The sequence below is a fragment of the Streptomyces sp. NPDC127100 genome (assembly GCF_042724095.1).
GTDB lineage: Bacteria > Actinomycetota > Actinomycetes > Streptomycetales > Streptomycetaceae > Streptomyces.
The window spans coordinates 86,906-112,506 of sequence record NZ_JBHXFL010000016.1; the positions used below are offsets into that span (position 1 = coordinate 86,906).

General features: G+C 72.3%; 18 protein-coding genes and 1 riboswitch. Of the genes, 12 read left to right on the forward strand and 6 right to left on the reverse strand.

The genetic code is table 11. The annotated features are described in order from the left end of the window. Positions 1–3: 3 nt before the first annotated feature. The 4 genes from ACFWJB_RS17600 (at position 4) to ACFWJB_RS17615 (ending at position 6,373) form a co-directional block, all read left to right on the forward strand. Complete coding sequence (locus tag ACFWJB_RS17600) at positions 4–2,259, forward strand: ATP-binding cassette domain-containing protein (protein ID WP_386923145.1); 2,256 nt, start codon at positions 4–6, stop codon at positions 2,257–2,259. Positions 2,260–2,421: 162 nt separating this feature from the next. Continuing rightward, positions 2,422–3,309 (forward strand): FadR/GntR family transcriptional regulator, encoded by an 888-nt coding sequence (locus ACFWJB_RS17605; RefSeq protein WP_385473267.1) that lies wholly within the window; start codon positions 2,422–2,424, stop codon positions 3,307–3,309. A gap of 491 nt (positions 3,310–3,800) precedes the next feature. After that, complete coding sequence (locus ACFWJB_RS17610) at positions 3,801–5,333, forward strand: RNA polymerase sigma factor (RefSeq protein WP_385473270.1); 1,533 nt, start codon at positions 3,801–3,803, stop codon at positions 5,331–5,333. A 152-nt stretch (positions 5,334–5,485) separates the two neighbouring features. Continuing rightward, entirely contained in the window at positions 5,486–6,373 is an 888-nt protein-coding gene (locus tag ACFWJB_RS17615) for a S1 family peptidase (RefSeq protein WP_386923148.1), read from the forward strand. Between the two features lie 99 nt (positions 6,374–6,472). Here the strand turns inward: ACFWJB_RS17615 and ACFWJB_RS17620 are convergent, their stop codons facing one another. Further along, a complete protein-coding gene (locus ACFWJB_RS17620) occupies positions 6,473–6,703 on the reverse strand; it encodes a hypothetical protein (RefSeq protein ID WP_385473539.1) in 231 nt (76 codons plus the stop codon). A 444-nt stretch (positions 6,704–7,147) separates the two neighbouring features. Between ACFWJB_RS17620 and ACFWJB_RS17625 the strand changes: the two genes are divergently transcribed. The 3 genes from ACFWJB_RS17625 to ACFWJB_RS17635 all read left to right on the forward strand — a co-directional run bounded on the left by ACFWJB_RS17625 (position 7,148) and on the right by ACFWJB_RS17635 (position 11,650). Continuing rightward, positions 7,148–9,271, forward strand: coding sequence for a type IIA DNA topoisomerase subunit B (locus ACFWJB_RS17625; RefSeq protein WP_386923150.1), 2,124 nt, complete (start codon positions 7,148–7,150; stop codon positions 9,269–9,271). Between the two features lie 226 nt (positions 9,272–9,497). Beyond that, on the forward strand, positions 9,498–10,061 hold the full coding sequence (locus tag ACFWJB_RS17630; RefSeq protein WP_386923152.1) for a DUF485 domain-containing protein: 564 nt from the start codon (positions 9,498–9,500) through the stop codon (positions 10,059–10,061). Further along, positions 10,058–11,650, forward strand: coding sequence for a cation acetate symporter (locus ACFWJB_RS17635; RefSeq protein WP_386923154.1), 1,593 nt, complete (start codon positions 10,058–10,060; stop codon positions 11,648–11,650). Before ACFWJB_RS17630 ends, ACFWJB_RS17635 begins: the two co-directional genes overlap by 4 nt. A 36-nt stretch (positions 11,651–11,686) precedes the next feature. Here ACFWJB_RS17635 and ACFWJB_RS17640 read toward each other — a convergent pair whose 3' ends face one another. The 4 genes from ACFWJB_RS17640 to ACFWJB_RS17655 form a co-directional block, all read right to left on the reverse strand. After that, positions 11,687–12,367: a response regulator gene (locus tag ACFWJB_RS17640; protein WP_386923156.1), complete on the reverse strand. Its 681-nt coding sequence runs from the start codon at positions 12,365–12,367 to the stop codon at positions 11,687–11,689. Then, entirely contained in the window at positions 12,364–14,064 is a 1,701-nt protein-coding gene (locus ACFWJB_RS17645) for an ATP-binding protein (protein ID WP_386923158.1), read from the reverse strand. The genes ACFWJB_RS17640 and ACFWJB_RS17645 overlap by 4 nt, the downstream gene beginning before the upstream one ends. 116 nt (positions 14,065–14,180) lie before the next feature. Further along, complete coding sequence (locus ACFWJB_RS17650) at positions 14,181–15,122, reverse strand: sucrase ferredoxin (protein ID WP_385469818.1); 942 nt, start codon at positions 15,120–15,122, stop codon at positions 14,181–14,183. 54 nt (positions 15,123–15,176) lie between these two features. Beyond that, on the reverse strand, positions 15,177–16,436 hold the full coding sequence (locus ACFWJB_RS17655; protein ID WP_386923161.1) for a citrate synthase: 1,260 nt from the start codon (positions 16,434–16,436) through the stop codon (positions 15,177–15,179). A gap of 112 nt (positions 16,437–16,548) precedes the next feature. On the opposite strand from ACFWJB_RS17655, the gene ACFWJB_RS17660 reads away from it, so the two are divergent. Both ACFWJB_RS17660 and ACFWJB_RS17665 read left to right on the forward strand, forming a co-directional pair. Beyond that, positions 16,549–17,691, forward strand: coding sequence for a citrate synthase/methylcitrate synthase (locus ACFWJB_RS17660; RefSeq protein WP_386923163.1), 1,143 nt, complete (start codon positions 16,549–16,551; stop codon positions 17,689–17,691). A gap of 127 nt (positions 17,692–17,818) precedes the next feature. Further along, a complete protein-coding gene (locus ACFWJB_RS17665; RefSeq protein ID WP_386923165.1) occupies positions 17,819–18,907 on the forward strand; it encodes a CobW family GTP-binding protein in 1,089 nt (362 codons plus the stop codon). 22 nt (positions 18,908–18,929) lie between these two features. Here the strand turns inward: ACFWJB_RS17665 and ACFWJB_RS17670 are convergent, their stop codons facing one another. Continuing rightward, positions 18,930–21,386, reverse strand: coding sequence for a DNA topoisomerase (ATP-hydrolyzing) subunit A (locus ACFWJB_RS17670; protein WP_385469826.1), 2,457 nt, complete (start codon positions 21,384–21,386; stop codon positions 18,930–18,932). Positions 21,387–21,681: 295 nt separating this feature from the next. Between ACFWJB_RS17670 and ACFWJB_RS17675 the strand changes: the two genes are divergently transcribed. The 3 genes from ACFWJB_RS17675 to ACFWJB_RS17685 all read left to right on the forward strand — a co-directional run bounded on the left by ACFWJB_RS17675 (position 21,682) and on the right by ACFWJB_RS17685 (position 25,551). Further along, complete coding sequence (locus ACFWJB_RS17675; protein WP_386923167.1) at positions 21,682–23,034, forward strand: M16 family metallopeptidase; 1,353 nt, start codon at positions 21,682–21,684, stop codon at positions 23,032–23,034. Further along, a complete protein-coding gene (locus ACFWJB_RS17680) occupies positions 23,031–24,419 on the forward strand; it encodes a M16 family metallopeptidase (protein ID WP_386923169.1) in 1,389 nt (462 codons plus the stop codon). The genes ACFWJB_RS17675 and ACFWJB_RS17680 overlap by 4 nt, the downstream gene beginning before the upstream one ends. Before the next feature lie 191 nt (positions 24,420–24,610). Continuing rightward, positions 24,611–24,774, forward strand: a riboswitch (cyclic di-AMP (ydaO/yuaA leader). Between the two features lie 12 nt (positions 24,775–24,786). Beyond that, the gene (locus ACFWJB_RS17685) at positions 24,787–25,551 is read left to right on the forward strand and encodes a M23 family metallopeptidase (protein WP_386923171.1); all 765 of its coding nucleotides are present in this window, start codon (positions 24,787–24,789) and stop codon (positions 25,549–25,551) included. The last annotated feature ends 50 nt before the right edge of the window (positions 25,552–25,601 follow it).

The following is a 25,601-nucleotide window of genomic DNA, read 5'->3' on the forward strand; positions in this document are numbered from 1 at the left end:
CGGGTGATCCAGGCCTTCGGATTGACCAGCATCCCCCGCAAGGAGCATCCGCCCGCCGTCGACGACGTCTCCTTCGAGGCCGGCGCGGGCCGCGTCACCGCACTGCTCGGAGCCCCGGGCGCGGGTGGGGCGACGGTGCTCAGACTCATGCTCGAACTGCAACGCGGCCGTGGCATCACCTACTTCAGAGGCCGCCCCCTGCACCGCATCGCCCACCCCTCGCGCGAGGTCGGTGTGCTGCTGGGCGATGTACCCGGACACCCGGCCCGTACCGTCCGCGGCCACCTGCGGATGCTCTGCGCGGCTGCCGGTGTTCCCGTCCGGCGTGGTGACGAGGTCCTGGAGTCGGTGGGCCTCGTGAACCTGCGCGACGAGCGCCTGGGCACCCTGGCGCGCGGTATGGACCGGCGCCTCGGCCTGGCCTGTGCGCTGCTGGCCGATCCGCACACCCTGGTGCTGGACGATCCGGCCGGCGCGCTCTCCGCCCGTGAGGCCCGCTGGCTGCACGGCGCCCTGCGCGCCCACGCTGCGCAGGGCGGCACCGTCCTGTTCAGCACCTCCGACCCCAAGGAGGCGGCGCGCGACGCCGACCACGTCGTCACGCTGGAGCAGGGCAGAGTTGTCGCCGACCAGGCGGCCGCGGACTTCTCCCGTACCCGGCTCCGCCCCCGCGTCGTCGTGCGCAGCCCGCACGCGGCCCGCCTCGCCGCCCTCCTGGCCAAGGAGGCGCGCACCGGACGCCGTTCGGTCGAGATCGTGCAGGAGAGCGGCAACCGCCTCGCCGTGTACGGCAGTACGTGCGCCGACATCGGCGAGGCCGCCTTCCGTCACGGCATCCTCGTCCACCAACTGGCCGACGAGGTGGGCGACATGGGGCCGGGGTCCGGTACGGCGCCCGCCGAACGGTCACGTCCGGTCCACTTGCACCGGTCCAACGGAGGCAGTCCGGCCCCGGCCGCTCGCCAACCGGCCGGCACGGGCGCTTCGGCCACGGGCGCCGATCCGTCGGCCACCGACGGGGCCACCGCCGAGGAACCCCCGGCCACCGGCGCCGTCACCTCGGCCCCCGCCGCCGGTCCGTCGTCCGACGGGCCACGGCACGGGCGCGCCGACGCGACGGCACCGGCCGGTCCCTGTCGGATTCCCGGCCCCGCCGGTGCTCCGCGGTCCGACGGACCCGGGTCCGCCGCCACCGCCGACGAGCCCGGGCAGCCGGTGCCGCACAAGGTCTCGTCCCCGGGAGGCCGCGCGGCCGCTTCGGCCTCCGGAGCGTCCGCGCCGGAGGACGCCCCCCGAGCCGAAGGGGGAGCCGGACCCGACGCCGGAGAGGACTCCCCGAACCCGGCGTCGGACGACTCCCGCCCCGCGTCCTCTCCGACCGCTCCCGCCTCCCGGGGGACACCGCGTGCGCGCGCCGCGCGCACCCCCGCCGCAACGGCTTCCGGCCGAGCCCTGTCCCCGCTCCCGCCCCCCATCTCCGTCCGCTCCGCCCCGAGCCCCCTGTGGCCGCTCAGGTACGAACTGCGCCGTGCGACCGGCGTCGGCACCGGGTTCCTCGTCGGGGCGGCCGTCCTGCTCGTGTCCGCCGTCACCGCCGTGCTCCTCGCCCGCATCGGGCACACCCCGCAGCCGCGCCTGCTGGCCGCCTGGCCGCGGGAGCTGCCGCTGCCGCCCGCCGCGCTCGGCGCGGGACTGCTCGGCGCGCTGTCCTTCGGTGACGAGTTCCGTCACCCCGCCCTGGCGGCGGACCGGGGCACCGTGCCCCGCCGGCTCGGGCTGCTGACCGCCAAACTCGTCGTCTCCGCCGCCACCGCGATCGTGCTGGCCGTTCTCACGGTGGGCTGCGACGCCGAGGTGCTGCACCTGTTCTACGGCCGCGAGTTCTCCCGCGTCCCCGCCGACTGGCCCGCCCTGAGCGCCGGTTGGCTCGGGCTATGTGTCGGCTGCGCCTGGTCCGGTGTGCTGGCCGCGGGGGTCTTCCGGTCCACGACGGCCGGGCTCGCCGCGGTGGTCGCCGTTCCGGTCCTCGTCGTGCCCCTCGTACAGAGGGCCTGGCAGGGCCCGTCCGTACGGACCGCCGTCGGCCTTCCGATGAGGCTGCGGGAGGTGCTCCTGACGCAGTGGCCCTTCGGCGGACAGCGCTACCTCGGCGAGATCCTGCGCGTGCTCGCCCAACCCGTGGGCAGCGCCATGGCGTTGTCGCTGACCGCTCTGCTCTGCGCCTACCTGCTCACGACCCTGCGCGGCAGGACCCGATGAAGGGTGCTCGTTCCCTTCCCGTTCGACCGTGTGCGCAACTCCCCGGGGAAAGCCCATTTCTTTCCGATAAGGCGTCAATTGCGACGGGGTGAGCGATCACCCTTTCGTGTGCTTTTCACCAAAGACCTCAAGGGAGTTGGGAACGCCGCCGACAAAGGATGCGTGACTACCCTTGCGCACACCATGATGACCGCCGCCCGTTCCGCCGACTCCGGCCTGGCGAACCAGGGCGAAATCGACCGCTACCCGTACACCGAGGCGCCCGCCGCCGACCGGGTCGGGGTGCCCGCCTGGGAAGGCGTGGAGCCCGAGCTGGGGCGGGTGGGCCGGCGTACCGCGGGCAGCCGGGGGCGCGGACTGCACGGGCAACTCGTCCAGCAGCTCGGACAGATGATCGTTTCGGGTGATCTGGGTGCCGACCGTCCCCTGGTGCCCGAGGAGATCGGCCAGCGTTTCGAGGTCTCCCGCACCGTCGTCCGTGAGTCCCTCCGCGTCCTGGAGGCCAAGGGCCTGGTCAGTGCCCGTCCGAACGTCGGTACGCGGGTGCGTCCCGTCAGTGACTGGAACCTGCTCGACCCCGACATCATCGAATGGCGCGCCTTCGGCCCGCAGCGCGACGACCAGCGCCGCGAGCTCAGCGAGCTGCGCTGGACGATCGAGCCGCTCGCGGCCCGCCTGGCCGCCGGGCACGGGCGCGAGGACGTCCAGCAGCGGCTGGGCGACATGGTCGGGATCATGGGCCACGCCATGGGGCAGGGTGACGCGCTCACCTTCTCCCGCGCCGATGCCGAGTTCCACACCCTGCTCATCCAGGTCGCCGGCAATCGCATGCTGGGTCACCTCTCGGGAATCGTCTCCGCCGCCCTCCATGTCTCCGGCGGACCGGTCACGGGCTGTGACCGGCCGAACGACGCCTCGCTGGTGCAGCACGGGCGGATCGTCGACGCCCTGGCAGCCGGTGACGGCGCCGCGGCCGAGGCGGCCATGCGGCAGCTCCTGGCCGTCCACCCCGAGGTGGACCGCGTGGTGCCCGCCCCGCGCGAGCACTGACCGCACCCCACCGACACGGCGCGCGCCGGTCACTCCGGCCCCCTCCTCCGGCAGTGGCCGGCCGGCCCGCCGCCGCGGACCTCGCGGGATCTCCGGGATCCCGCGAGGTCCGACGGGGTCCCGATGGCGTTCCGACCGTGGGCCCGCGGTGTTCGACGGCGCTCCCGCGGTGTTCCGACGGTGTGATGAACCGCTTGAGGCCCCCGGTGTGGTCGAACCGGACGTGCGGCTGCCCCCTCTTGTCCACAGATGGCAGGTTTTGAGCGCTTACGGGGTGTGACTCGGGCCACGCGGATTGGGCGTAACGCTCGCGGGAACAACACGATGACCTAAGAGGTGACAGCCGCGGAGGGAATACGGACGCCGTTCACGGCGCTGTGCATCTCCCCGGCGCCCGCCCGCGCCGTCGGCCCATCCCCAAGCCGGTGGTCGGCTCCTGTCCGCCCTGGACGGTGCCGGAAGCCGTTTTCCAACGTTCCGAGAGGTTGTTCGTGTCGGCCAGCACATCCCGTACGCTCCCGCCGGAGATCGCCGAATCCGTCTCTGTCATGGCGCTCATCGAGCGGGGAAAGGCTGAGGGGCAGATCGCCGGCGATGACGTGCGTCGGGCCTTCGAAGCTGACCAGATTCCGGCCACTCAGTGGAAGAACGTACTGCGCAGCCTCAACCAGATCCTCGAGGAAGAGGGTGTGACGCTGATGGTCAGTGCCGCAGAGCCCAAGCGCACCCGAAAGAGCGTCGCAGCGAAGAGTCCCGCCAAGCGCACCGCCACCAAGACGGTCGCGGCGAAGACGGTGACCAGCAGGAAGGCCACCGCCCCCACCGCCCCGGCGGCGCCCGCCACCGACTCCGCGGTCGAGGAGGAGGCGCCGGCCAAGAAGGCGGCCGCCAAGAAGACCACCGCCAAGAAGGCGGCGACGAAGAAGACGACCGCCAAGAAGACGGCGGCCAAGAAGACCACCGCCAAGAAGGACGACGGCGAGCTTCTCGAGGACGAGGCGATCGAGGAGCCGAAGGGCGCGACCGAGGAGCCCGAGGGCACCGAGAACGCGGGCTTCGTGCTGTCCGACGAGGACGAGGACGACGCCCCGGCCCAGCAGGTCGCCGCGGCCGGCGCCACCGCCGACCCGGTCAAGGACTACCTCAAGCAGATCGGCAAGGTCCCCCTGCTCAACGCCGAGCAGGAGGTCGAGCTCGCCAAGCGCATCGAGGCCGGTCTGTTCGCCGAGGACAAGCTGGCGAACTCCGACAAGCTCGCGCCCAAGCTCAAGCGTGAGCTGGAGATCATCGCCGAGGACGGCCGCCGCGCCAAGAACCACCTCCTGGAGGCCAACCTCCGCCTGGTGGTCTCCCTGGCCAAGCGCTACACCGGCCGCGGCATGCTCTTCCTGGACCTGATCCAGGAGGGCAACCTCGGTCTGATCCGCGCGGTCGAGAAGTTCGACTACACCAAGGGCTACAAGTTCTCCACGTATGCCACCTGGTGGATCCGTCAGGCGATCACCCGCGCGATGGCCGACCAGGCCCGCACCATCCGTATCCCGGTGCACATGGTCGAGGTCATCAACAAGCTCGCGCGCGTCCAGCGCCAGATGCTCCAGGACCTGGGCCGCGAGCCCACCCCGGAGGAGCTGGCCAAGGAACTCGACATGACCCCGGAGAAGGTCATCGAGGTCCAGAAGTACGGCCGCGAGCCCATCTCCCTGCACACCCCGCTGGGCGAGGACGGCGACAGCGAGTTCGGTGACCTCATCGAGGACTCCGAGGCCGTCGTCCCGGCCGACGCCGTCAGCTTCACGCTCCTCCAGGAGCAGCTGCACTCGGTCCTGGACACTCTGTCCGAGCGCGAGGCGGGTGTCGTCTCCATGCGGTTCGGTCTCACCGACGGTCAGCCGAAGACCCTCGACGAGATCGGCAAGGTCTACGGCGTGACGCGTGAGCGTATCCGCCAGATCGAGTCGAAGACCATGTCGAAGCTGCGTCACCCGTCGCGTTCGCAGGTGCTGCGCGACTACCTCGACTAGGAGCGGTCGCACGTCCCGCCGAGGCGGGCGTGGAGCACGAAGGCCCGGTCCCCCGATGGGGGACCGGGCCTTCGTGCTGACCAGCGGGTGCGAGGGGCGACGGGGTGAATCACCCTGGGTGTCCACTGTCCACCCCTCCGTGAGGAGTCTGCATGCGTCGCCTCTTTGCCCGGGCACTGGCCCGGCCGCTCGTCCTGGCGGCCGCGGCGACCGCGATACCACTGGCCTCCGCGACTTCGGCACCCGCCTCGGCCCCCACCGGCGGCATCGTCGTCGGGGGGTTCCCGGTCGACGTGTCCGACAGTCCGTGGACCGTGGCGCTCTCCAGCCGTGACCGGTTCGGAGGTACGCGGTCGGGACAGTTCTGCGGCGGAGTCGCCGTCGGACCGGCCACCGTGCTCACGGCGGCCCACTGCATGGGTGAGGAGGTCCTGGGATCCCCGCCGGAACAGGTGCGCGACCTGAAGGTCGTCGCGGGCCGCACGGACCTGCTCTCGGACGACGGGGAGGAGATCCCCGTACGGGACGTCTGGGTGAACCCGGCCCACGACGACGCCAGCAACGTCGGCGACTTCGCCGTGCTCACCCTCTCCAGGGCCCTGCCCGCCGGCTCGGCCCTGGCCATGGCGGCCGACGGGGACCCCGCGTACGCACCGGGGACGGCAGCGCTGGTCTACGGGTGGGGGGACGCCACGGGCGCCGGGGACTACGCCAACGGCCTGCGGGCGTCACGCGTGCGCGTTCTGCCCGACAGCCTGTGTCAGAGGGCCTATCCGGGGGGTGGTGACGGCAGGTACCGGCCCGACACCATGCTGTGCGCCGGTATGGAGGCCGGCGGTCGCGACGCATGCCAGGGCGACAGCGGGGGGCCGCTGGTCGCCGGGGGGAGACTCATCGGGCTCGTGTCCTGGGGGAACGGCTGCGGGCGACCCGGCAGCCCCGGGGTGTACACGCGGATCTCCGCCGCTCTGCGGACGTTGGGCTGGGACAGGGCCCGGTCCGGGCCCAGCGGCAGCGCCAGGGCCTCTGACGCGCCCTGAGGAGCTTCCGGGCACGAGCACGGGCTGCCGCCTCCGTGTCGGAGGCGGCCGCCCGTCATCCGGCCTCTGCCGGTTCGCTCGTCGTCGGGGCGCGCAGTGTCAGCGGTCTTCCTCGGAGGAAGACGCGGGAACGGCCGTGAGCCGCTCCGTCTCGTCCTGTATCTCAGCGGCGATCTTCTTGAGTTCCGGCTCGAACTTGCGACCGTGGTGGGCGCAGAAGAGCAGTTCTCCGCCGCTCAGCAGGACGACGCGCAGGTATGCCTGGGCGCCGCAGCGGTCGCAGCGATCAGCGGCCGTCAACGGGCTCGCGGAAGTCAGAACAGTAGTCACGTCGCCTCTTCTCTAGCTCGACGAGCTGTCGTACCAGGGTCAACATCCAACCAGCCCCAAAACGTTCCCGCTCGTGGCTTTTCCTCGAAAAAATTTCTTCCGAGTGGCCGGCTGTTGCCGGTTGGCGGCGAATGTGCCGTATTGCGTGTCTCTGTGTCGTACGGGTTCGCGCGGTCGGTCAGTGGGTCGGTCCCGCCGGCTGGGTTGCCGGTTTGTTCATGAGGACGTGCCCGGAGCCTAAATGGTTCATGCCTCGAAGGGAACGTGATGTGTACTTCACTCCATCGAGGGATCGAACAAGTATACGACCGTGGTCTAGGGTGGGATTTCCGCGAGGGTGGCGTTACACCGGCTCTACCAGGCATCGGTACCCTCTGACCGGTGAACCGAGCCGCGCCGTTACCCAGCGGGGCCCCATCTGAAATTCAGCGAGGAGCGAACCGCGTGACCGCCGAGACGTCCGTGCCGTCCACTGCGCTGCTGGCAGGAGCAGACCGGGACGGATCCAACTACACCGCGCGGCACCTGCTCGTCCTCGAGGGGCTCGAGGCCGTACGCAAGCGTCCGGGTATGTACATCGGGTCGACCGACAGCCGTGGCCTGATGCACTGCCTCTGGGAGATCATCGACAACTCCGTCGACGAGGCCCTCGGGGGTTACTGCGACCACATCGAGGTGATCCTCCACGACGACGCGTCGGTGGAGGTCCGGGACAACGGCCGGGGCATCCCGGTCGACGTCGAGCCCAAGACCGGCCTGTCCGGCGTCGAGGTCGTCATGACCAAGCTGCACGCGGGAGGCAAGTTCGGTGGTGGCTCGTACGCCGCCTCGGGCGGCCTGCACGGCGTCGGCGCCTCCGTGGTGAACGCCCTGTCCGCCCGTCTCGACATCGAGGTGGACCGCAGCGGGAACACGCACGCCATCAGCTTCCGGCGCGGAGTCCCGGGCGCGTTCGCCGGTGCGGGCCCGGACGGCAGGTTCGAGGCCGGGAGCGGGCTGCGCAAGGCCAGGAAGATCCCCAAGAGCCGCACCGGCACGCGCGTGCGCTACTGGGCCGACCGGCAGATCTTCCTCAAGGACGCCAAGCTCTCCCTCGACACGCTGCACCAGCGCGCCCGCCAGACCGCCTTCCTGGTGCCCGGACTCACCATCGTGGTCCGTGACGAGTTCGGCCTCGGCGACGGCGGCAGCAAGGGCGAGGAATCCTTCCGCTTCGACGGCGGCATCAGCGAGTTCTGCGAGTTCCTGGCCACGGACCGGCCCGTCTGCGACGTCCTCCGCTTCAGCGGGCAGGGCAGCTTCAAGGAGACCGTCCCCGTCCTCGACGAGTACGGGCAGATGACGCCCACCGAGGTCACCCGCGACCTGGGCGTCGACGTCGCCATGCGCTGGGGCACCGGGTACGACACCACGGTCAGGTCGTTCGTCAACATCATCGCCACGCCCAAGGGCGGCACCCACGTCGCCGGCTTCGAGCAGGCGGTCGCCAAGACGATGAACGAGGTGCTGCGGGCCAAGAAGCTCCTTCGCGTCGCCGAGGACGACATCGTCAAGGACGACGCCCTCGAGGGACTGACGGCGGTCGTCACGGTCCGTCTCGCCGAGCCGCAGTTCGAGGGGCAGACCAAGGAGGTCCTCGGCACCTCGGCGGCCCGGCGCATCGTGAACAACGTGATCAGCAAGGAACTCAAGGCGTTCCTGACCTCCACCAAGCGCGACGCCGCCCAGCAGGCCCGCGTGGTCATGGAGAAGGCCGTCGCCGCGGCCCGCACCCGCATCGCGGCCCGGCAGCACAAGGACGCCCAGCGCCGCAAGACGGCCCTGGAGTCCTCCTCGCTGCCCGCGAAGCTCGCCGACTGCCGCAGCGACGACGTCGACCGCAGCGAGCTGTTCATCGTCGAGGGCGACTCCGCGCTGGGTACGGCGAAGCTCGCCCGGAACTCCGAGTTCCAGGCGCTGCTGCCGATCCGCGGCAAGATCCTCAACGTCCAGAAGTCGTCCGTGTCGGACATGCTGAAGAACGCCGAGTGCGGCGCGATCATCCAGGTCATAGGAGCCGGGTCGGGCCGTACCTTCGACATCGACACGGCCCGCTACGGCAAGATCATCATGATGACCGACGCCGATGTGGACGGCTCCCACATCCGGACGCTGCTCCTGACGCTGTTCCACCGCTACATGCGGCCCATGGTCGAGGCCGGCCGGGTGTTCGCCGCGGTGCCACCCCTGCACCGCATCGAGCTCACCCAGCCGAAGAAGGGCCAGGACAAGTACGTCTACACGTACTCGGACCGCGAGCTGCGCGACAAGCTCATGGAGTTCCAGACCAAGGGCGTCCGGTACAAGGACTCCATCCAGCGCTACAAGGGCCTCGGCGAGATGGACGCCGACCAGCTGGCCGAGACCACCATGGACCCGCGCCGCCGCACCCTGCGCCGGATCAACCTCACCGATCTGGAGTCCGCCGAGCAGGTCTTCGACCTGCTGATGGGCAACGACGTCGCTCCCCGCAAGGAGTTCATCTCCAACTCGGCGGCGACGCTGGACCGGTCGCGCATCGACGCCTAGCCGCAGCTCCCCGGCCCGGCTCCGGGCCCTGTCCCTCTCCGGGCAGGGCCCGGAGCCGGGCCGCGTGCTGTCCCGGTGGAGGGCGGGGATCAAGGACCGCGCCCGGGCGGTGCGTTGCGCGTAGAGGGAGGGGCCGGTGCGGCCACCGGTGGGGTGAGTCACCTGATGGGGTGAAGTGCAGGGGGAAGAGAAGTCGGGGATCTTCCCGTTCTGTCCATCCTTGGGCATGGAGTCAAGCAACGATCGCCCGCGCGGTGCCGGGGCCGGTCCCGACGTCGCGGTCGACCACCGCGACGGCCGGGACCAGGCCTTCGCCGAGGCGACCGCGGACCCGAGGTACGACGACCCCTGGTACGACGCCCTCGCCTCCGGTTGGGGCGAGTCGGCGGGCGCGGAGGCTCCCGCGGCGGCGGTGCCCCCGGCCCGCGGGGGAGCGACGGAGCGGACTCCTCCGGGCGCGGCCGAGGTCTACCTGGAGGTGCAGCGCAGTGCGGCCTTCCAGGAAGTCCGCAGCCGGTACCGGAGGTTCGTGGTCCCGGCCGTCGCCGCCTTCTTCGCGTGGTACGTCGCCTATGTGGTGACCGCCACCACGGCGCCCGACCTGATGGCCCGTCCGGTGGCCGGTGCGGTGAACGTGGCGATGCTGGCGGGACTCGGTCAGTTCCTCACGACGTTCGTGCTCACCTGGGCGTACGCCCGGCACGCCCGGCTGCGCAGGGACCGCGCCGCGCTCGAACTGCGCTGGGACACCCAGGAACTGACCCGTGGCGTCCGGGGCGGTGCCTCATGACGGGCGACCACCAGACACCGGCCCTGCTGCTGTTCAGCACGTTCGTCGCCGTCACTCTGGGCATCACGACATGGGTGAGCCGTCACCGGCAGGGATCGGCGGAGGAGTTCTACGCGGGGGGCCGTCTCTTCTCGCCGATGGAGAACGGCTTCGCCATCGCGGGCGACTACATGTCCGCCGCCTCGTTCCTGGGCATCTCCGGCCTCATCGCGCTCTATGGCTACGACGGCATGCTGTACTCGGTCGGCTTCCTGGTCGCCTGGCTCGTCGTGCTGTTCCTGGTCGCCGAACTCGTGCGCAACTGCGGCAGGTTCACCCTCGCGGACGTCGTGGCCGCCCGCATGAGGGAACGGCCGGTGCGGATCGCGGCGGGCACCTCCTCGGTCACCGTGTCCGTGCTGTACCTGGTGGCGCAGATGGTGGGCGCGGGCAGCCTGGTCGCGCTGCTGCTCGGCGGCACGGGTGACGCGGCGCGGACCTGGACCGTCATCGGCGTCGGCGCGCTGATGGTGATCTACGTGTCGCTGGGCGGGATGCGGGCCACCACCTGGATCCAGATCGTGAAGGCGGTGCTGCTGCTCGGCGGCACCGTCGCGCTCACCGCACTCGTCCTGGTCCGCTTCCACGGCGACGTGGACCGGCTGCTGCGCACGGCGGCCGAGCGCAGCGGACACGGCGACGCGTTCCTGGCGCCGGGACTGGCGTACGGCGGGGACTGGACGTCCCGCTTCGACTTCATCAGCCTCGGACTCGCCCTGGTCCTGGGCACGGCCGGGCTGCCGCACATCCTGTCCCGCTTCTACACCGTGCCCACCGCCCGCGCGGCGCGGCGCTCGGTGGTCTGGTCGATCGGCCTCATCGGCGGCTTCTACCTGATGACGATCGTGCTCGGGTTCGGTGCCGCCGCCGTCGTCGGACCGGACGCCGTACGGGCGTCGAACGGGGCGGGCAACACGGCGGTGCCGTTGCTGGCGCTCGACCTCGGCGGCGGCGCCGGCTCCACCGGTGGCACGGTCCTGTTCGCGGTCGTGGCCGCCGTCGCGTTCGCCACCATCCTCGCTGTGGTCGCCGGCATCACGCTGGCCTCCTCGGCGTCCGTGGCCCACGACCTGTACGCGTCCCTGCGCCGCCGCGACGCCGAGCCGCGCAGCGAGGTCACCGTGGCGCGCGTCGCCGCCGTCGGGATCGGCGCCGTCGCGATCGCCCTCGGCCTGCTCGCCCGCGACCTCAACGTCGCCTTCCTGGTGGGGCTCGCCTTCGCCGTCGCCGCGTCGGCCAACCTGCCGGTGCTGCTCTTCTCACTGTTCTGGCGCCGCTTCACCACACGCGGCGCGGTGTGGGCGGTCTACGGCGGACTGGTCCCGGCCGTGTTGCTCGTGCTGCTGTCGCCGGTGGTGTCGGGCAGCCCGCAGTCGCTGTTCCCGGGCGCCGACTTCCAGTACTTCCCGTTGCAGAACCCCGGCCTGGTCTCGATCCCGCTGGGCTTCGTCGCCGGCTGGCTCGGCACGGTCACCTCGACGGAGAGGGCCGACGAGGCCAGGCACGCCGAGACGGAGGTGCGGTCGCTGACGGGGGCGGGTGCCGTCTAGTCCGGATAGTCCGGAGCCGGCCGCGCGCCCGGCGTCTCAGGCGCGGGCGGCCCACTCGTAACGGTGCTCCGGACGGCCCGCGTCGCCGTACTTGAGGGTCAGCCGCGCCCGTCCCGTGCGCTCCAGGAGTTTCAGATAGCGCTGGGCGGTCTGGCGGCTCACCCCGGTCCGCTCCGCGATCTCCTGGGCGGACAGCGGCCCGCCGGCGCTCATCAGGCACTGGCGTACCAGCTCGGCGGTGGTGGGGGAGTGCCCCTTGGGCAGTCCCGGTTCCGAAGGCGCCGACAGGGCACCGAAGATGCGGTCCACCTCCGCCTGCTCGGCCTCACCCCCGCCGTCGAGGGTGCGGCGCAGCTCCGCATAGGCCTCCAGCTTGGCGCGCAGGCCCGCGAAGGCGAACGGCTTGACGAGGTACTGCAGGGCCCCCTGTCGCATCGCCGCCTGGACGGTCGACACGTCCCGCGCGGCCGTCACCATGATCACGTCGGTCTGGTGGCCACGCCGCCGCATCTCCCGGACGACCTCCAGACCGGTCCGGTCGGGCAGGTAGTGGTCCAGCAGGATCAGGTCCAGGCGGGGCAGGCTCTCCACGCGGTGCAGCGCCTCCGCCGCGCTGTGCGCCTGGCCGGCCACGTGGAAGCCCGGCACCTTCCCGACGTAGGCGGCGTTGACCCGCGCGACCCTCGTGTCGTCGTCCACGACCAGGACCTCGATCATCGGGACTCCTCCTCGGTGACGGTGTGCACGCGGCCGGTGCTGTCGGGACCGGGGCGCACGGGGACGGTGAGGGCGGGCCGCGGGTCCGCCTCGGTCAGCGCCTCGGGCAGGACGACGACGAACTCCGCGCCCCCGCCGTGCGCGGCGCGGACGGTGGCACTGCCCCCCTGACGCTCCGCGAGCCTGCGCACCAGGGACAGTCCGATGCCGCGCCGACGATGCGCGGGCGGTTCCTTGGTGGACCATCCCTCCGTGAACACCAGCTCGCGGTGCTCCGGCGGGACTCCCGGCCCCGTGTCGCGCACCGTGAGCGTCACCGCGCGGCCCTCCGTGCGGAGTCCGACCTCCACGCGCGCGTGCGCCGTGCCCGCGACGGCGTCGAGCGCGTTGTCGACCAGGTTGCCGACGACCGTGACGAGCCCCCTGGGGTCCACCAGGCGATCCGGCAGCCGTGTCCGGTCCGACACCCACAGGGCGACCTGGCGCTCGGCCGCGACGGTCGCCTTGCCGACCAGCAGCGCGGCGAGCAGCGGGTCCCGGATCCGCTCGGTGATCTGCTCCGCGGTGGCCCGGTGGTCGCCGACCACCTCGCCGACGAAATCCACGGCGTCGTCATACATCTCCAGTTCGAGCAGTCCCAGCAGCGTGTGCATGCGGTTGGCGTGCTCGTGGTCCTGTGCGCGCAGGGCGTCGATCAGACCGCGCGTCGAGTCCAGCTCACGGCCGAGCTGCTCGAGCTCGGTGCGGTCGCGCAGGGTGGCGACGGCGCCGCCGTCGTCGGTGGGCATCCGGTTGGCGACCAGGACCCGCTGTCCGCGCACGGTCAGCAGGTCGGTGCCGGCCACCCGCCCGGCCAGGACGTCGGCGGTGCGGCCCGCGCCGAGCGCCTCGTCGGGGGTGCGGCCGACGGCCTCCGAGCCGATGCCCAGCAAGCGCTGCGCCTCGTCGTTGAGGAGCCGGACCCGGCCGCCGCGGTCCAGGGCGACGACGCCCTCCCGGATGCCGTGCAGCATGGCCTCGCGCTCCGCGAGCAGCCCCGCGATGTCCGAGAAGGCCAGGTCGCGGGTCTGCCGCTGGACCCGGCGCGCGATGAGCCAGGCGGCCAGCGCGCCGACGGCCAGGGCGCCTCCGGCGTAGGCGAGCAGCCCGGGAATGGCGTGGATCAGCCGGGCCCGGACGCTGTCGTACGCGATGCCCACCGAGACCGCCCCGACGATGTCGCCGTCACCGTCGCGCAGGGGCACCTTGCCGCGCGCCGAACGGCCCAGGGTCCCGTTGTCGATCTCCATGACCTCACGGCCGGCCAGGGCCTGTCCGGGGTCGGTGGACACGACCGAGCCGATCCGTGCCGGATCGGTGTGCGACCAGCGCACTCCCTGCCGGTCCATCACGACGACGTACTCCGCGCTGGTCGCCTCGCGGACCCGTTCCGCCTCCCGCTGCACCGGGCCGCCCGCTGTCGGCGGACTGCTGCGCAGGTCGCGGGCGATCTGCGGATCCTGCGCGGTGGTCTGCGCGATCGCCAGGGCCCGGCGCATCGCCTGGTCGTCCAGCTGATCGCCGAGGGGAGCCAGGAACAGCCCGGTCGCGAGCACCGCGACCCCCGCGGCGATCGCCACCTGCATCAGCAGCACCTGGGAGAACACCCGCCGCGGCAGGCCGAGGCGCAGACGGCGAACGGGGGGAGTGGAGCTCATACCCATGACGGTACGTGGGGGCCGCGGCGTGCCGGAGACGGGTGTGGCGCGGATCTCGCGCGCGGAGTGGCCGGGGGGGTCGGCGAGCGGACGGCTCCGGTGTTCCGGCCGCGGTCTCAGCTCGCCAGTGCCGACACCGTCAGTTCACGGACCGCCGTGACCTCCATCCGGGCCGGCGAGCCGAGCACCGACGTCGCACAGCTCTCCGGGCGGGCCGGCTGCGACGCGCCCTGGGCGACGGTGACCCGCCAGTGCCGTCCGTCGGTGTGGGCGACGGTCACCTCCCAGTGTGGGGCGTGGCCGTCGGTGCGGACGACGCTCAGCACCTGCGCGGCGTCCTCGCCCAGCGCCGAGCGGACGGCCAGTTCCGCCGCCTGGCCGGGCCGGTCCCACGCGGAGTTCCCGCGGCAGTGGTCCACCACGATCCGGTCGTCCCGGACGCCGTGCACGATGTCCTCGACGTCGTCGGCACGGACCCTGCCGTAGGCGTAGCCGTGCGGCAGGACGAGCATCGTCGGGGAGAAACGGTGCCCTCCGAGGTGGGTGACCTCCCAGACCCCCTCGAACCCGGAGGCGGCGAGCTCGGCCGCCAGGGGACGGCCGAGGAGGGCGCAGCAGCGGTCACGCTTCCCGTTGGTGCACACGAGGACGAGCGGATCACCGGTGTGCGGACGGCCGGTGAGCGCGGCGTCGAACGAACGGCTGTCGCCCCCGCCGAGCGCGGCGAAGTCGAGGTCGAGCAGCCGGCGGGGGTCCGAGAGGGTGGCGCCGTGCAGCCACGCGTTCCCCGGCGTGGTGTGGGCCGCGTACACCCGGCGGTCGGCGGGGGTGCGGCTGTCGGCGTGGCGGCCGGGGCGGCGGATGAGCGCGATGCGTACGCCCGTCCCCTTCGCGGCCGCCTCCAGGGCGCGGCCCAGCGCGGGATCCAGGTGGCTCGACGTGAGCGCCTTGGCGCCCCAGGGGCCGGGCTGTTCGAGCAGCAGCCAGGTCCGCGCGACCGGTGCCGTCCCCGAAACGGGCTCGCCGAGGTCCCGGGAGACGGTTGAGCACGTACTCACATTGGTGAGCCTAACCTGAGTTGGCCGGAGATGACTTCCAGCCGCGCTCGGGAGCTACTCCGGCAGGGGCTGCGGGGGCCTCGGCCCCGAGTACAGACCGCTCGGTCGCATGCGCAGGGGGCGCTCCCCGTACTCCTCGAGCGCGTGCGCGATCCAGCCCGCCGTACGGGCCACCGCGAAGATCGTCTCGCTGGCCGAGGCGGGCATGCCGGACGAGGCGGTGAACACGGCGAGTGCCAGGTCGACGTTGGCGTGCAGGGGGGTGTGGCGGGCGGTGGTGGCCACCACGTCACGGGCCGCGGCGAGGGCGGGCGCGGCCCCGGGCATGTCCTCCAGGAGGGTGAACAGGGCACGCGCGCGCGGGTCCTCGCCGGGGTAGAGCCGGTGACCCAGCCCCGGGATCCGGCGGCCGGCCCGCAACTCCTCCGCGACCACCGGCGCCGCGCTGCCCTGGTCGAGCACCTCCAGCAGCATCCGGTGGGCGAGCCCGCCGGCCGCGCCGTGCAACGGCCCCTCGATCACGCCGAGCCCGGCGGACACCGCCGCGTACGCGTGCGCCCGCGCCGACGCGGCGACCCGCACCGCGAGCGTGGAGGCGGCCAGGTCGTGGTCGACGAGCAGGGAGAGCGCGGTGTCGAGGACGTGCAGCGACGCCTCGTCGGCGGCGTGTCCGCTCAGCCGGGTCCACAGCCGGTGGGCGATCGGTCCCGGGTCGGCGTGGCCGCGCCGCACGGGCGGCAGCGCGTCGACCAGGGTGGGGATGAGGACGCGGGCGGTGCCCAGCACGGCGTCCTCGGACAGGTCGAAGCGCAGCGGGTCCGCGGCCGCGGAGGCGATGGCCGCGACGCGCAGCCGGTCGGTGGGGCCGGCGTGTTCGGGCAGGGCGGCGACGGCCCGGCGGGCGACCGCCACCGAGGCCTCCGGCGCCGTGAAGGAGACGCCGGGGCGCGACCGGCCCGTCCACAGCCACTCGGCGACCTCCTCGTAGCTGTGCCGCGTGGCGAGGTCCACCGCGTCGACGCCCCGGTAGTAGTACCGGTCCTTCTCGATGAGCGTGATGCGGGTCCGGACGGCCAGTTCCTGTCCGGAGGCCTGGGCAAGGCCGCTCTCACGCCGGTTGCGGCGGGCGAGCGTCCGCACCTCCTCGGCGTCGAAAGTGCTGCCCCGGCCGCCCGGCGCGCGCCGGCTGCCGAGCTGACCGCGGCTGACGTACGCGTACACGGTCTCGGGCTTCACGCCCAGCAGCTCGGCGGCCTCCCGGGTGGTCAGGCGCCGCTCGGTGCCGGCGGAGTGTCCGGGGTCTTGATCGCGCATGGGGGTCACCGTATCGATGCTCAGGGTCGGGTCCTGCTGCATATTGACTCAATCAATATTGACAGGTGGACAGTCAACTATAGACAGTTGTATTGAGTTCAGGGAGGCGAACATGTCCGTCAACGTGCCGCGAGGACTCGCGGGAGTCGTGGTCACCGACACCGAGGTCGGTGACGTCAGGGGCCTCGAGGGCTTCTACCACTACCGGCAGTACTCCGCCGTCGAGCTGGCGAGGACGCGGAACTTCGAGGACGTCTGGTACCTCCTGGTCAACGGCGAACTGCCCGACGCGCGGAGCGGCGCCGCCTTCACCGCCGCCACCGCGGCGCTGCGGCGGCTGCCCGACGAGGTGAGGACGGCACTGCCCGCCATAGCGGCGGCCGGCGGACGCTCCGGGCCGCTCGCCGGGATGCGCACCGCGCTGTCGCTGCTGGGCGCGGCCAAGGGGTTCGGGCCGGTGTACGACCTGGACGCCGGCCGGCGCCGCCAGGACACCCTCGAGGCCGCCGCGGCCGTGCCGACGCTGCTCACCGCGCTGCACCGGCTCGGGCGGGGACTCGACCCCGTGGAACCGCGCGAGGATCTCCCGTACGCCGCGAACTACCTGTACATGCTGACCGGCACGGAGCCGGACGCCCGGCGCACGCGGGCGGTCGAGCAGTACCTGATCTCCACCATCGACCACGGTTTCAACGCGTCGACGTTCACCGCGCGGGTCATCGCCTCGACGGGGGCGGACGTGGCTGCCTGCCTCGCCGGAGCGGTCGCGGCGCTGTCCGGTCCGCTGCACGGCGGGGCACCCAGCCGGGCGCTGGACACCCTGGACGCCATCGGCACGCCCGACCGCATCGACCCGTGGATCCGTGAACGGGTACTCGCCGGCGACCGCATCATGGGGTTCGGCCACGCGGTCTACCGCACGGAGGACCCCCGCTCCCGGCTGCTCCGCGAGGTGGCCCAGGGGTTCGGAGGGCCGCGCGTGGAGTTCGCGGTCGAGGTGGAGCGGCAGGTGGAGGCGATCCTCGCGGAACTGAAGCCCGGGCGCGAACTGCACACGAACGTCGAGTTCTACGCGGGCGTGGTCATGGAGCTGTGCGGTCTGCCGCGCGAGATGTTCACGCCGACGTTCGCGGCGGCACGGGTGGTGGGCTGGAGCGCGAACATCCTGGAACAGGCGGGGGACAGGAAGATCATCCGGCCGGCGGCGCGGTACGTGGGCCCGCGGGCGCCGGTCGGCGTGCCCGCGGCGGGCTGAGAAGGGGGGGCGGGCCGGGAGGTCCACTCCTCGGCGACCTCGTCCGCTCGTATCCTGGGCAGCAGTTCCGTCCCCCTGGGTACACGCTGCCGCGGGACGGAGTACGCGCAGGTGAGAGAGAGGTCGCATGACGGGGCAGCGCCCGACTTCCCGGCAGATCCCGGTCGTCGTACTCGCCGGATTCCTGGGCTCCGGGAAGACCACCCTGCTCAATCACCTCCTGCACCGCAGCGGAGGCAGCCGCATCGGAGCCGTCGTCAACGACTTCGGCTCCATCGAGATCGACGCGATGGCCGTGGCCGGCGCCCTCGGCGACTCCACCGTCTCGCTCGGCAACGGGTGCCTGTGCTGCGCCGTCGACGCGAGTGAACTCGACGGGTACCTGGAGCGGCTGGCCCGGCCCGACGCCGGCATCGACGTCATCGTCATCGAGGCCAGCGGCCTCGCCGAGCCGCAGGAGCTCGTGCGCATGCTGCTCGCCAGCGAACAGCGGGAGATCGTGTACGGCGGTCTCGTCGAGGTCGTCGACGCCGCCGAGTTCGACGCCACGCGCGCGAGGCACCCGGAGATCGACCGGCACCTGGCGCTGGCCGACCTCGTGGTGGTGAACAAGACCGACCGGGTCCCGGACGCCGAGCGGATCCTCGCTCTCGTCCGTTCCCTCGCCGACCGCGCGGCCGTACTCCCCGCGGCCTACGGACGGGTCGACCCCGAGTTCCTCTTCGACTGCCGGCCCGGTGAGGAGCGCGTCGGGCAGCTGTCCTTCGACGACCTGTACGACCACTCGCCGGACGACGCGCACCCCGGCCATATGCACACCGCCTACGACAGCGTGTCCTTCGTCTCCGAGACGCCCCTCGACCCGCGCCGGCTGATGGGGTTCCTCGACAGCCGGCCCGAGGGCCTGTACCGGATCAAGGGCTACGTCGACTTCGGGCCGCACGACCCGCGCAACCGGTACGCCGTCCACGCCGTCGGGCGTTTCCTGCGCTTCCGCCCCGAGCCCTGGCCGGCCGCCGGCCCGCGCCTCACCCAGCTCGTCCTGATCGGCGCCGGCATCGACGCGCCCGCGCTCGGCAAGGAACTCGACGCGTGCCGCAGCGACTCCCCGCACGCCGACGAACACGGCATGTGGGGTGTCCTGCGCTACGTACCGGACCCCGAGGACGGCGACCCGGCGGAGCCGGACGGCGAGGAGTCACCGCTCGGCTCCTAGGGCCCGATCCGAACGGCAGACCCTAGGCGGGGCCCGCCACCACCGCCACCGTCTTCGGCAGCGACACGCCCGAGCCGTCGCGGCGCGGATCGACGTCCGGCAGCTGGGCCGGGGTGCCGTTCTTCTGCGCGGCCCGGGCCGGCCGGGGGCCCGCCCAGGCCAGGGCCAGGCAGTCCTCGCCCTTCAGGAACCGCTGGCAGCGCACGCCACCCGTGGCCCGGCCCTTGCGCGGGTACTGGTCGAACGGCGTCAGCTTGGCCGTGGTCTGGACGGAGTCGTCCAGCGTGCCGCGCGAACCGGCGACCGTGAAGACGACCGCGTCCGCGGCGGGGTCCACCGCCGTGAAGGAGATGACCTTCGCGCCCTCGGTGAGCTTGATGCCCGCCACACCGCCCGCCGGCCGGCCCTGGGGACGCACCTGCGAGGCCTGGTAGCGCAGCAGTTGCGCGTCGTCGGTGATGAAGACCAGGTCCTCGTCGCCCGTGCGCAGCTCGGCCGCGCCGACGATCCGGTCCCCGTCCTTGAGCGTGATGACCTCCAACTCGTCCTTGTTGGAGGGGTAGTCGGGCACCACACGCTTGACGACGCCCTGCTCCGTGCCGAGGGCCAGACCCGGCGAGGACTCGTCCAGCGTGGTCAGGCAGACGACCGTCTCGTCGTCCTCCAGGGACACGAACTCCGCCAGCGGCGCGCCGCCCGACAGGTTCGGTGTCGGCAGCGGTTCCGGGAGCTGGGGCAGGTCGACCACGTTCACCCGCAGCAGCCGCCCGCCGGACGTCACCACGCCGATCTCGCCGCGGGCCGTGGCGGGCACGGACGACACGATCAGGTCGTGCTTGACGCGCTTGGCGCCGGCGTCCGTGACCAGGGGCGCGTCGTCCGCGGTGCGGGCCAGCAGGCCCGTCGAGGACAGCAGCACCCGGCACGGGTCGTCCGCCACCTGGAGCGGAACGGCGGCCACCGGGGTGCCGGCCGACTCCAGCAGGAGCGTGCGCCGGTCGGTGCCGAACTTCTTGGCCACCGCCGCCAGTTCGGCCGAGACCAGCTTGCGCAGCTCCGCGTCCGAGTCGAGGATCCGGGTCAGCTCCTCGATCTCCGAGTTGAGCCGGTCCTTCTCCGCCTCGAGCTCGATGCGGTCGTACTTGGTCAGCCGGCGCAGCGGCGTGTCCAGGATGTACTGGGTCTGGACGTCGCTCAGCGAGAAGCGGTCCATCAGACGCTGCTTGGCCTGCGCGGAGTTCTCGCTGGAGCGGATGAGGCGGATGACCTCGTCGATGTCGACCAGCGCGGTGAGCAGGCCCTCGACGAGGTGGAGACGGTCGCGGCGCTTGGTGCGCCGGAACTCGCTGCGGCGCCGTACGACATTGAAGCGGTGGTCGAGGTAGACCTCCAGCAGCTCCTTGAGGCCCAGGGTGAGGGGCTGGCCGTCGACCAGGGCGACGTTGTTGATGCCGAAGGACTCCTCCATCGGCGTCAGCTTGTAGAGCTGCTCCAGGACGGCCTCGGGCACGAAGCCGTTCTTGATCTCGATGACCAGGCGCAGTCCGTGCTCGCGGTCGGTGAGGTCCTTGACGTCCGCGATGCCCTGGAGCTTCTTCGAGCCGACCAGGTCCTTGATCTTCGCGATGACCTTCTCGGGTCCGACCGCGAAGGGCAGCTCGGTGACGACCAGGCCCTTGCGGCGGGCCGTCACGGTCTCGACGGACACCGTCGCGCGGATCTTGAACGTGCCGCGGCCCGTCTCGTAGGCGTCCCGGATGCCCGGCAGGCCGACGATCCGGCCGCCGGTGGGCAGGTCGGGGCCCGGCACGTGCTTCATCAGGGCTTCGAGGTCGGCGTTCGGGTGCCGGATCAGGTGCCGGGCGGCCGCGATCACCTCGCGCAGGTTGTGCGGCGGCATGTTCGTGGCCATGCCGACCGCGATGCCGGAGGCGCCGTTGACCAGCAGGTTGGGGAAGGCGGCGGGCAGGGCCACCGGCTCCTGCTCCTGGCCGTCGTAGTTGGGGCCGAAGTCGACGGTGTCCTCGTCGATCGACTCCGTCATGAGGCTGGTCGCCTCGGCCATCCGGCACTCGGTGTACCGCATGGCGGCCGGCGGGTCGTCGTTGCCCAGCGAGCCGAAGTTGCCGTGGCCGTCCACCAGGGGCACGCGCATGGAGAAGGGCTGGGCCATGCGGACCAGGGCGTCGTAGATCGACGCGTCACCGTGCGGGTGCAGCTTGCCCATGACCTCGCCGACGACGCGGGCGCACTTCACGTAGCCCCGCTCGGGCCGCAGGCCCATCTCGTTCATCTGGTAGACGATGCGGCGGTGCACCGGCTTGAGGCCGTCGCGGGCGTCCGGGAGCGCACGGGAGTAGATGACCGAGTACGCGTACTCGAGGAAGGAGCCCTGCATCTCGTCGACGACGTCGATGTCGAGGATCTTCTCCTCGTACGAGTCGTCGGGCGGCGGGGTCTTCGTACTACGGCGGGCCATCGCTGCCGGCTCCTTGCTGAAGCGTGAACGGTGATCTGACGCGGTCCATTGTGGACCGCGGCACTGACAGCGGCCGACCAGGCCCGTCACGCCCGGCCCGGCGCTGCCCGCAGGGTACGCCCTCGCCCCGTCGTCCCGTCCCCGGCGGCCCGCCGGTCGCGTGCTCGCTCTCGGCGTACGGGGACCGGGAACTCCACCGGCGGCCCGCACGCTTGCATACAGTGGCAGGACCGGCGGAAACTCCGCGGTTCCGCCCGATGATGCCACCGAGATTTCCGCGATCGAAGGGACGTACATGCCCATGGGTCACACGGCCACAGCCCAGGCAGGCTCCGGCGGCCTGACAGCGACCGAGCACCGCCTGGCCAACGGCCTGCGCGTGGTGCTCTCCGAGGACCACCTGACCCCGGTCGCGGCGGTGTGCCTCTGGTACGACGTCGGCTCGCGACACGAAGTCAAGGGGCGCACCGGCCTGGCTCACCTCTTCGAGCACCTGATGTTCCAGGGCTCCGGCCAGGTCAAGGGCAACGGGCACTTCGAGCTGGTGCAGGGAGCCGGCGGCTCGCTCAACGGCACCACCAGCTTCGAGCGCACCAACTACTTCGAGACGATGCCCGCCCACCAGCTGGAGCTCGCCCTCTGGCTGGAGGCGGACCGCATGGGCTCCCTGCTCGCCGCCCTGGACGAGGAGTCCATGGAGAACCAGCGGGACGTCGTCAAGAACGAGCGCCGCCAGCGCTACGACAACATGCCCTACGGCACCGCGTTCGAGAAGCTGACCGCCCTCGCGTACCCGGAGGGCCACCCCTACCACCACACGCCGATCGGCTCGATGGCGGACCTGGACGCGGCGACGCTGGAGGACGCGCGCGCGTTCTTCCGCACCTACTACGCGCCGAACAACGCGGTGCTGTCGGTCGTCGGCGACATCGACCCGGAGCGGACCCTCGCCTGGATCGAGAAGTACTTCGGCTCCATCGCCTCCCACGACGGCAAGCCCGCCCCCCGGGACGGCTCGCTGCCGGACGTCATGGGCGAGGAGCTGCGGGAGGTCGTCGAGGAGGAGGTGCCGGCGCGCGCCCTGATGGCCGCCTACCGGCTGCCCGAGGACGGCACGCGCGCGTGCGACGCGGCCGACCTGGCACTGACCGTGCTGGGCGGCGGCGAGTCCTCCCGCCTGTACAACCGGCTGGTGCGCCGCGACCGCACCGCCGTCGGGGCGGGCTTCGGTCTGCTGCGCCTGGCCGGGGCGCCCTCCCTGGGCTGGCTCGACGTGAAGACCTCCGGCGACGTCGAGGTGCCCGTCGTCGAGGCCGCCATCGACGAGGAGCTCGCCCGGTTCGCCGAGGAGGGGCCCACGGCCGAGGAGATGGAGCGCGCGCAGGCCCAGTTGGAGCGCGAGTGGCTGGACCGGCTCGGCACGGTCGCCGGCCGCGCCGACGAACTGTGCCGGTACGCCGTCCTGTTCGGCGACCCGCAGCTCGCCCTCACCGCCGTGGGGCGGGTGCTCGAGGTGACGGCCGAGGAGGTCCAGGAGGTCGCGAAGGCCCGTCTGCGCCCCGACAACCGCGCGGTGCTCGTCTACGAGCCCACCGCCCCCGCCGACGAGAACGACGCCACCGACAAGAACGAGGAGGCGGCCAAGTGACCGAGCTCGCCACGATGGAATTTCACTCCCAGCCGCAGGCCGGCGAGCCCAAGCCGTGGGCGTTCCCGGCACCCGAGCGCGGCAGCCTCGACAACGGGCTCACCGTGCTGCGCTGCCACCGTCCCGGCCAGCAGGTCGTCGCCGTCGAGGTGTCGCTCGACGCCCCCCTGGACGCCGAGCCCGCCGGCCTGGACGGCGTGGCCACGATCATGGCGCGCGCGTTCTCGGAGGGCACCGACAAGCACTCCGCCGAGGAGTTCGCCGCCGAGCTCGAGCGCTGCGGCGCCACCCTCGACGCGCACGCGGACCACCCCGGTGTCCGGCTGAGCCTGGAGGTGCCCGCCTCGCGCCTCGCCAAGGCCCTCGGTCTGGTCGCCGACGCCCTCAGGGCGCCCGCGTTCGCCGACAGCGAGGTCGAGCGGCTGGTGCGCAACCGGCTCGACGAGATCCCGCACGAGCTGGCCAACCCCTCCCGCCGCGCCGCCAAGGAGCTCTCCAAGGAGCTGTTCCCGGCGGACTCGCGCATGTCGCGCCCGCGCCAGGGCAGCGAGGAGACGGTCGCGGACATCGACGCGGCGGCCGTCCGCGCCTTCTACGAGAAGCACGTCCGCCCCGCCACCGCCACCGCGGTGATCGTCGGCGACCTCACCGGCATCGACCTCGACGAGCTGCTCGGCGACACCCTCGGCGCATGGACCGGCTCCGCCGCCGAGCCGCGCCCGGTGCCGCCGGTGACCGCCGACGACACCGGACGGGTCGTCATCGTGGACCGCCCCGGCGCCGTGCAGACGCAGCTGCTGATCGGCCGCACCGGAGCCGACCGGCACGACCGCGTGTGGCCCGCCCAGGTGCTCGGCACGTACTGCCTCGGCGGCACCCTCACCTCACGCCTGGACCGCGTCCTGCGCGAGGAGAAGGGCTACACCTACGGCGTGCGGGCGTTCGGGCAGGTCCTGCGGTCCGCCCCCGACGGCACGGGCGCCGCGATGCTCGCCATCAGCGGCTCCGTCGACACGCCCAACACGGGTCCGGCGCTCCAGGACCTGTGGACGGTGCTGCGCACGCTCGCCGAGGGCGGACTCACCGACGCCGAGCGCGACGTCGCCGTGCAGAACCTGGTGGGCGTGGCGCCGCTGAAGTACGAGACGGCGGCCGCCGTCGCGAGCACGCTGGCCGACCAGGTCGAGCAGCACCTGCCCGACGACTACCAGGCCACGTTGTACCGCCAACTGGCCGCCACCGGCACCGTGGAGGCCACCGCGGCGGTCGTCAACGCCTTCCCGGTGGACCGCCTGGTGACGGTCCTCGTCGGCGACGCGGCACAGATCAGGGAGCCCGTCGAGGCCCTCGGCATCGGTGAAGTCACCGTCGTGGCCGCCGAGTAGCGGCACGGGTGCGCGACGGCCCTGGTGACCCGGGTGTCACCAGGGCCGTCCGATGTCCGAATTGGGGGAGAGGCTGCCCGTCTGCCCTGTGGCGTGCGCTACAAAAACCATGTTGCGTTTGAGAATTGAAGACAGCCGCGTCTAGCGTCGTCCGGGCTGTTCGTCAGGCAGTGCGCCGCACCCGCGGCACCGGACAGTCATCGCCGAGTCCCCGTACGGCGCGAGCCAGGGGAGCCGGGGACCCATCGCAGTCCCTGGGGTGAATCGGACGCCCGCGCTCCGGCGAGGGGGTCCGTAGGAGACCTTCCTGCTCCGAACCCGTCAGCTAACCCGGTAGGCGAGAGGGAAGGAAAGGACCAGCCTCTACATGGCGTTCACGCGCGCCACCGGGAAGCACCGCCGTCCCAGCCGCATGCACCGCACCACCGCCCGCGCGGCGGGCGTCGCGGCCCTCGCCACCACCGGCGTCGTCGGCACCCTCGCGGCCCCGGCCCTCGCCGCCGAGCCCGAGGTCGAGCAGAGCGGACTCACCCCGGTCGTCACCATCGGCGACTCCATCGCCCACGAGATCGACGCCCAGGCCACCGCGCAGAAGCAGGCCGCCCTGGACGCCGCCGCCCGCGAGGCGGCCATGGAGGCCGCGCGCGAGCGGGCCGCCGAGGCCGCCGAGGAGGCGCGCGAGGCCAAGGAGCGTGCCGCGCGCGAGGCGGAGCGCGAGCGCCTCAACACCTTCGTGGCGCCGATCGCCGGCTCCTACGTGTCCACGGCCTACCAGGCCGGCAGCTCCCTGTGGTCCTCCGGCAGTCACACCGGCATCGACTTCCACGCCTCGACCGGCGCCTCGGTGCACGCGGTCGGCGTCGGCACCGTCGTCGAGGCCGGCTGGGGCGGTGCCTACGGCAACCAGGTCGTGATCAGGATGCACGACGGCACGTACACCCAGTACGGCCACCTGTCGTCCATCGGCGTCTCGGTCGGCCAGTCGGTCGGCGCCGGCCAGCAGATCGGTCTCTCCGGTGCGACCGGCAACGTCACCGGCCCGCACCTGCACTTCGAGGCCCGCACGAGCCCGGAGTACGGCTCGGACATGGACCCCGTCGCCTATCTCCGTTCCCACGGCGTGAACGTCTGACGACGGACGGTACGGCACGCGCAGGGCCCCGGCTCCCCGAGCCGGGGCCC

Excerpts from the sequence above, each read along its gene's own strand:
- ACFWJB_RS17615 (WP_386923148.1), top strand. The coding sequence starts at position 5,486 with ATGCGTCGCCTCTTTGCCCGGGCACTGGCCCGGCCGCTCGTCCTGGCG.
- ACFWJB_RS17630 (WP_386923152.1), top strand. The coding sequence starts at position 9,498 with ATGGAGTCAAGCAACGATCGCCCGCGCGGTGCCGGGGCCGGTCCCGAC.
- ACFWJB_RS17635 (WP_386923154.1), top strand. The coding sequence starts at position 10,058 with ATGACGGGCGACCACCAGACACCGGCCCTGCTGCTGTTCAGCACGTTC.
- ACFWJB_RS17640 (WP_386923156.1), bottom strand. The coding sequence starts at position 12,367 with ATGATCGAGGTCCTGGTCGTGGACGACGACACGAGGGTCGCGCGGGTC.
- ACFWJB_RS17645 (WP_386923158.1), bottom strand. The coding sequence starts at position 14,064 with ATGAGCTCCACTCCCCCCGTTCGCCGTCTGCGCCTCGGCCTGCCGCGG.
- ACFWJB_RS17655 (WP_386923161.1), bottom strand. The coding sequence starts at position 16,436 with ATGCGCGATCAAGACCCCGGACACTCCGCCGGCACCGAGCGGCGCCTG.
- ACFWJB_RS17660 (WP_386923163.1), top strand. The coding sequence starts at position 16,549 with ATGTCCGTCAACGTGCCGCGAGGACTCGCGGGAGTCGTGGTCACCGAC.
- ACFWJB_RS17665 (WP_386923165.1), top strand. The coding sequence starts at position 17,819 with ATGACGGGGCAGCGCCCGACTTCCCGGCAGATCCCGGTCGTCGTACTC.
- ACFWJB_RS17670 (WP_385469826.1), bottom strand. The coding sequence starts at position 21,386 with ATGGCCCGCCGTAGTACGAAGACCCCGCCGCCCGACGACTCGTACGAG.
- ACFWJB_RS17675 (WP_386923167.1), top strand. The coding sequence starts at position 21,682 with ATGCCCATGGGTCACACGGCCACAGCCCAGGCAGGCTCCGGCGGCCTG.
- ACFWJB_RS17685 (WP_386923171.1), top strand. The coding sequence starts at position 24,787 with ATGGCGTTCACGCGCGCCACCGGGAAGCACCGCCGTCCCAGCCGCATG.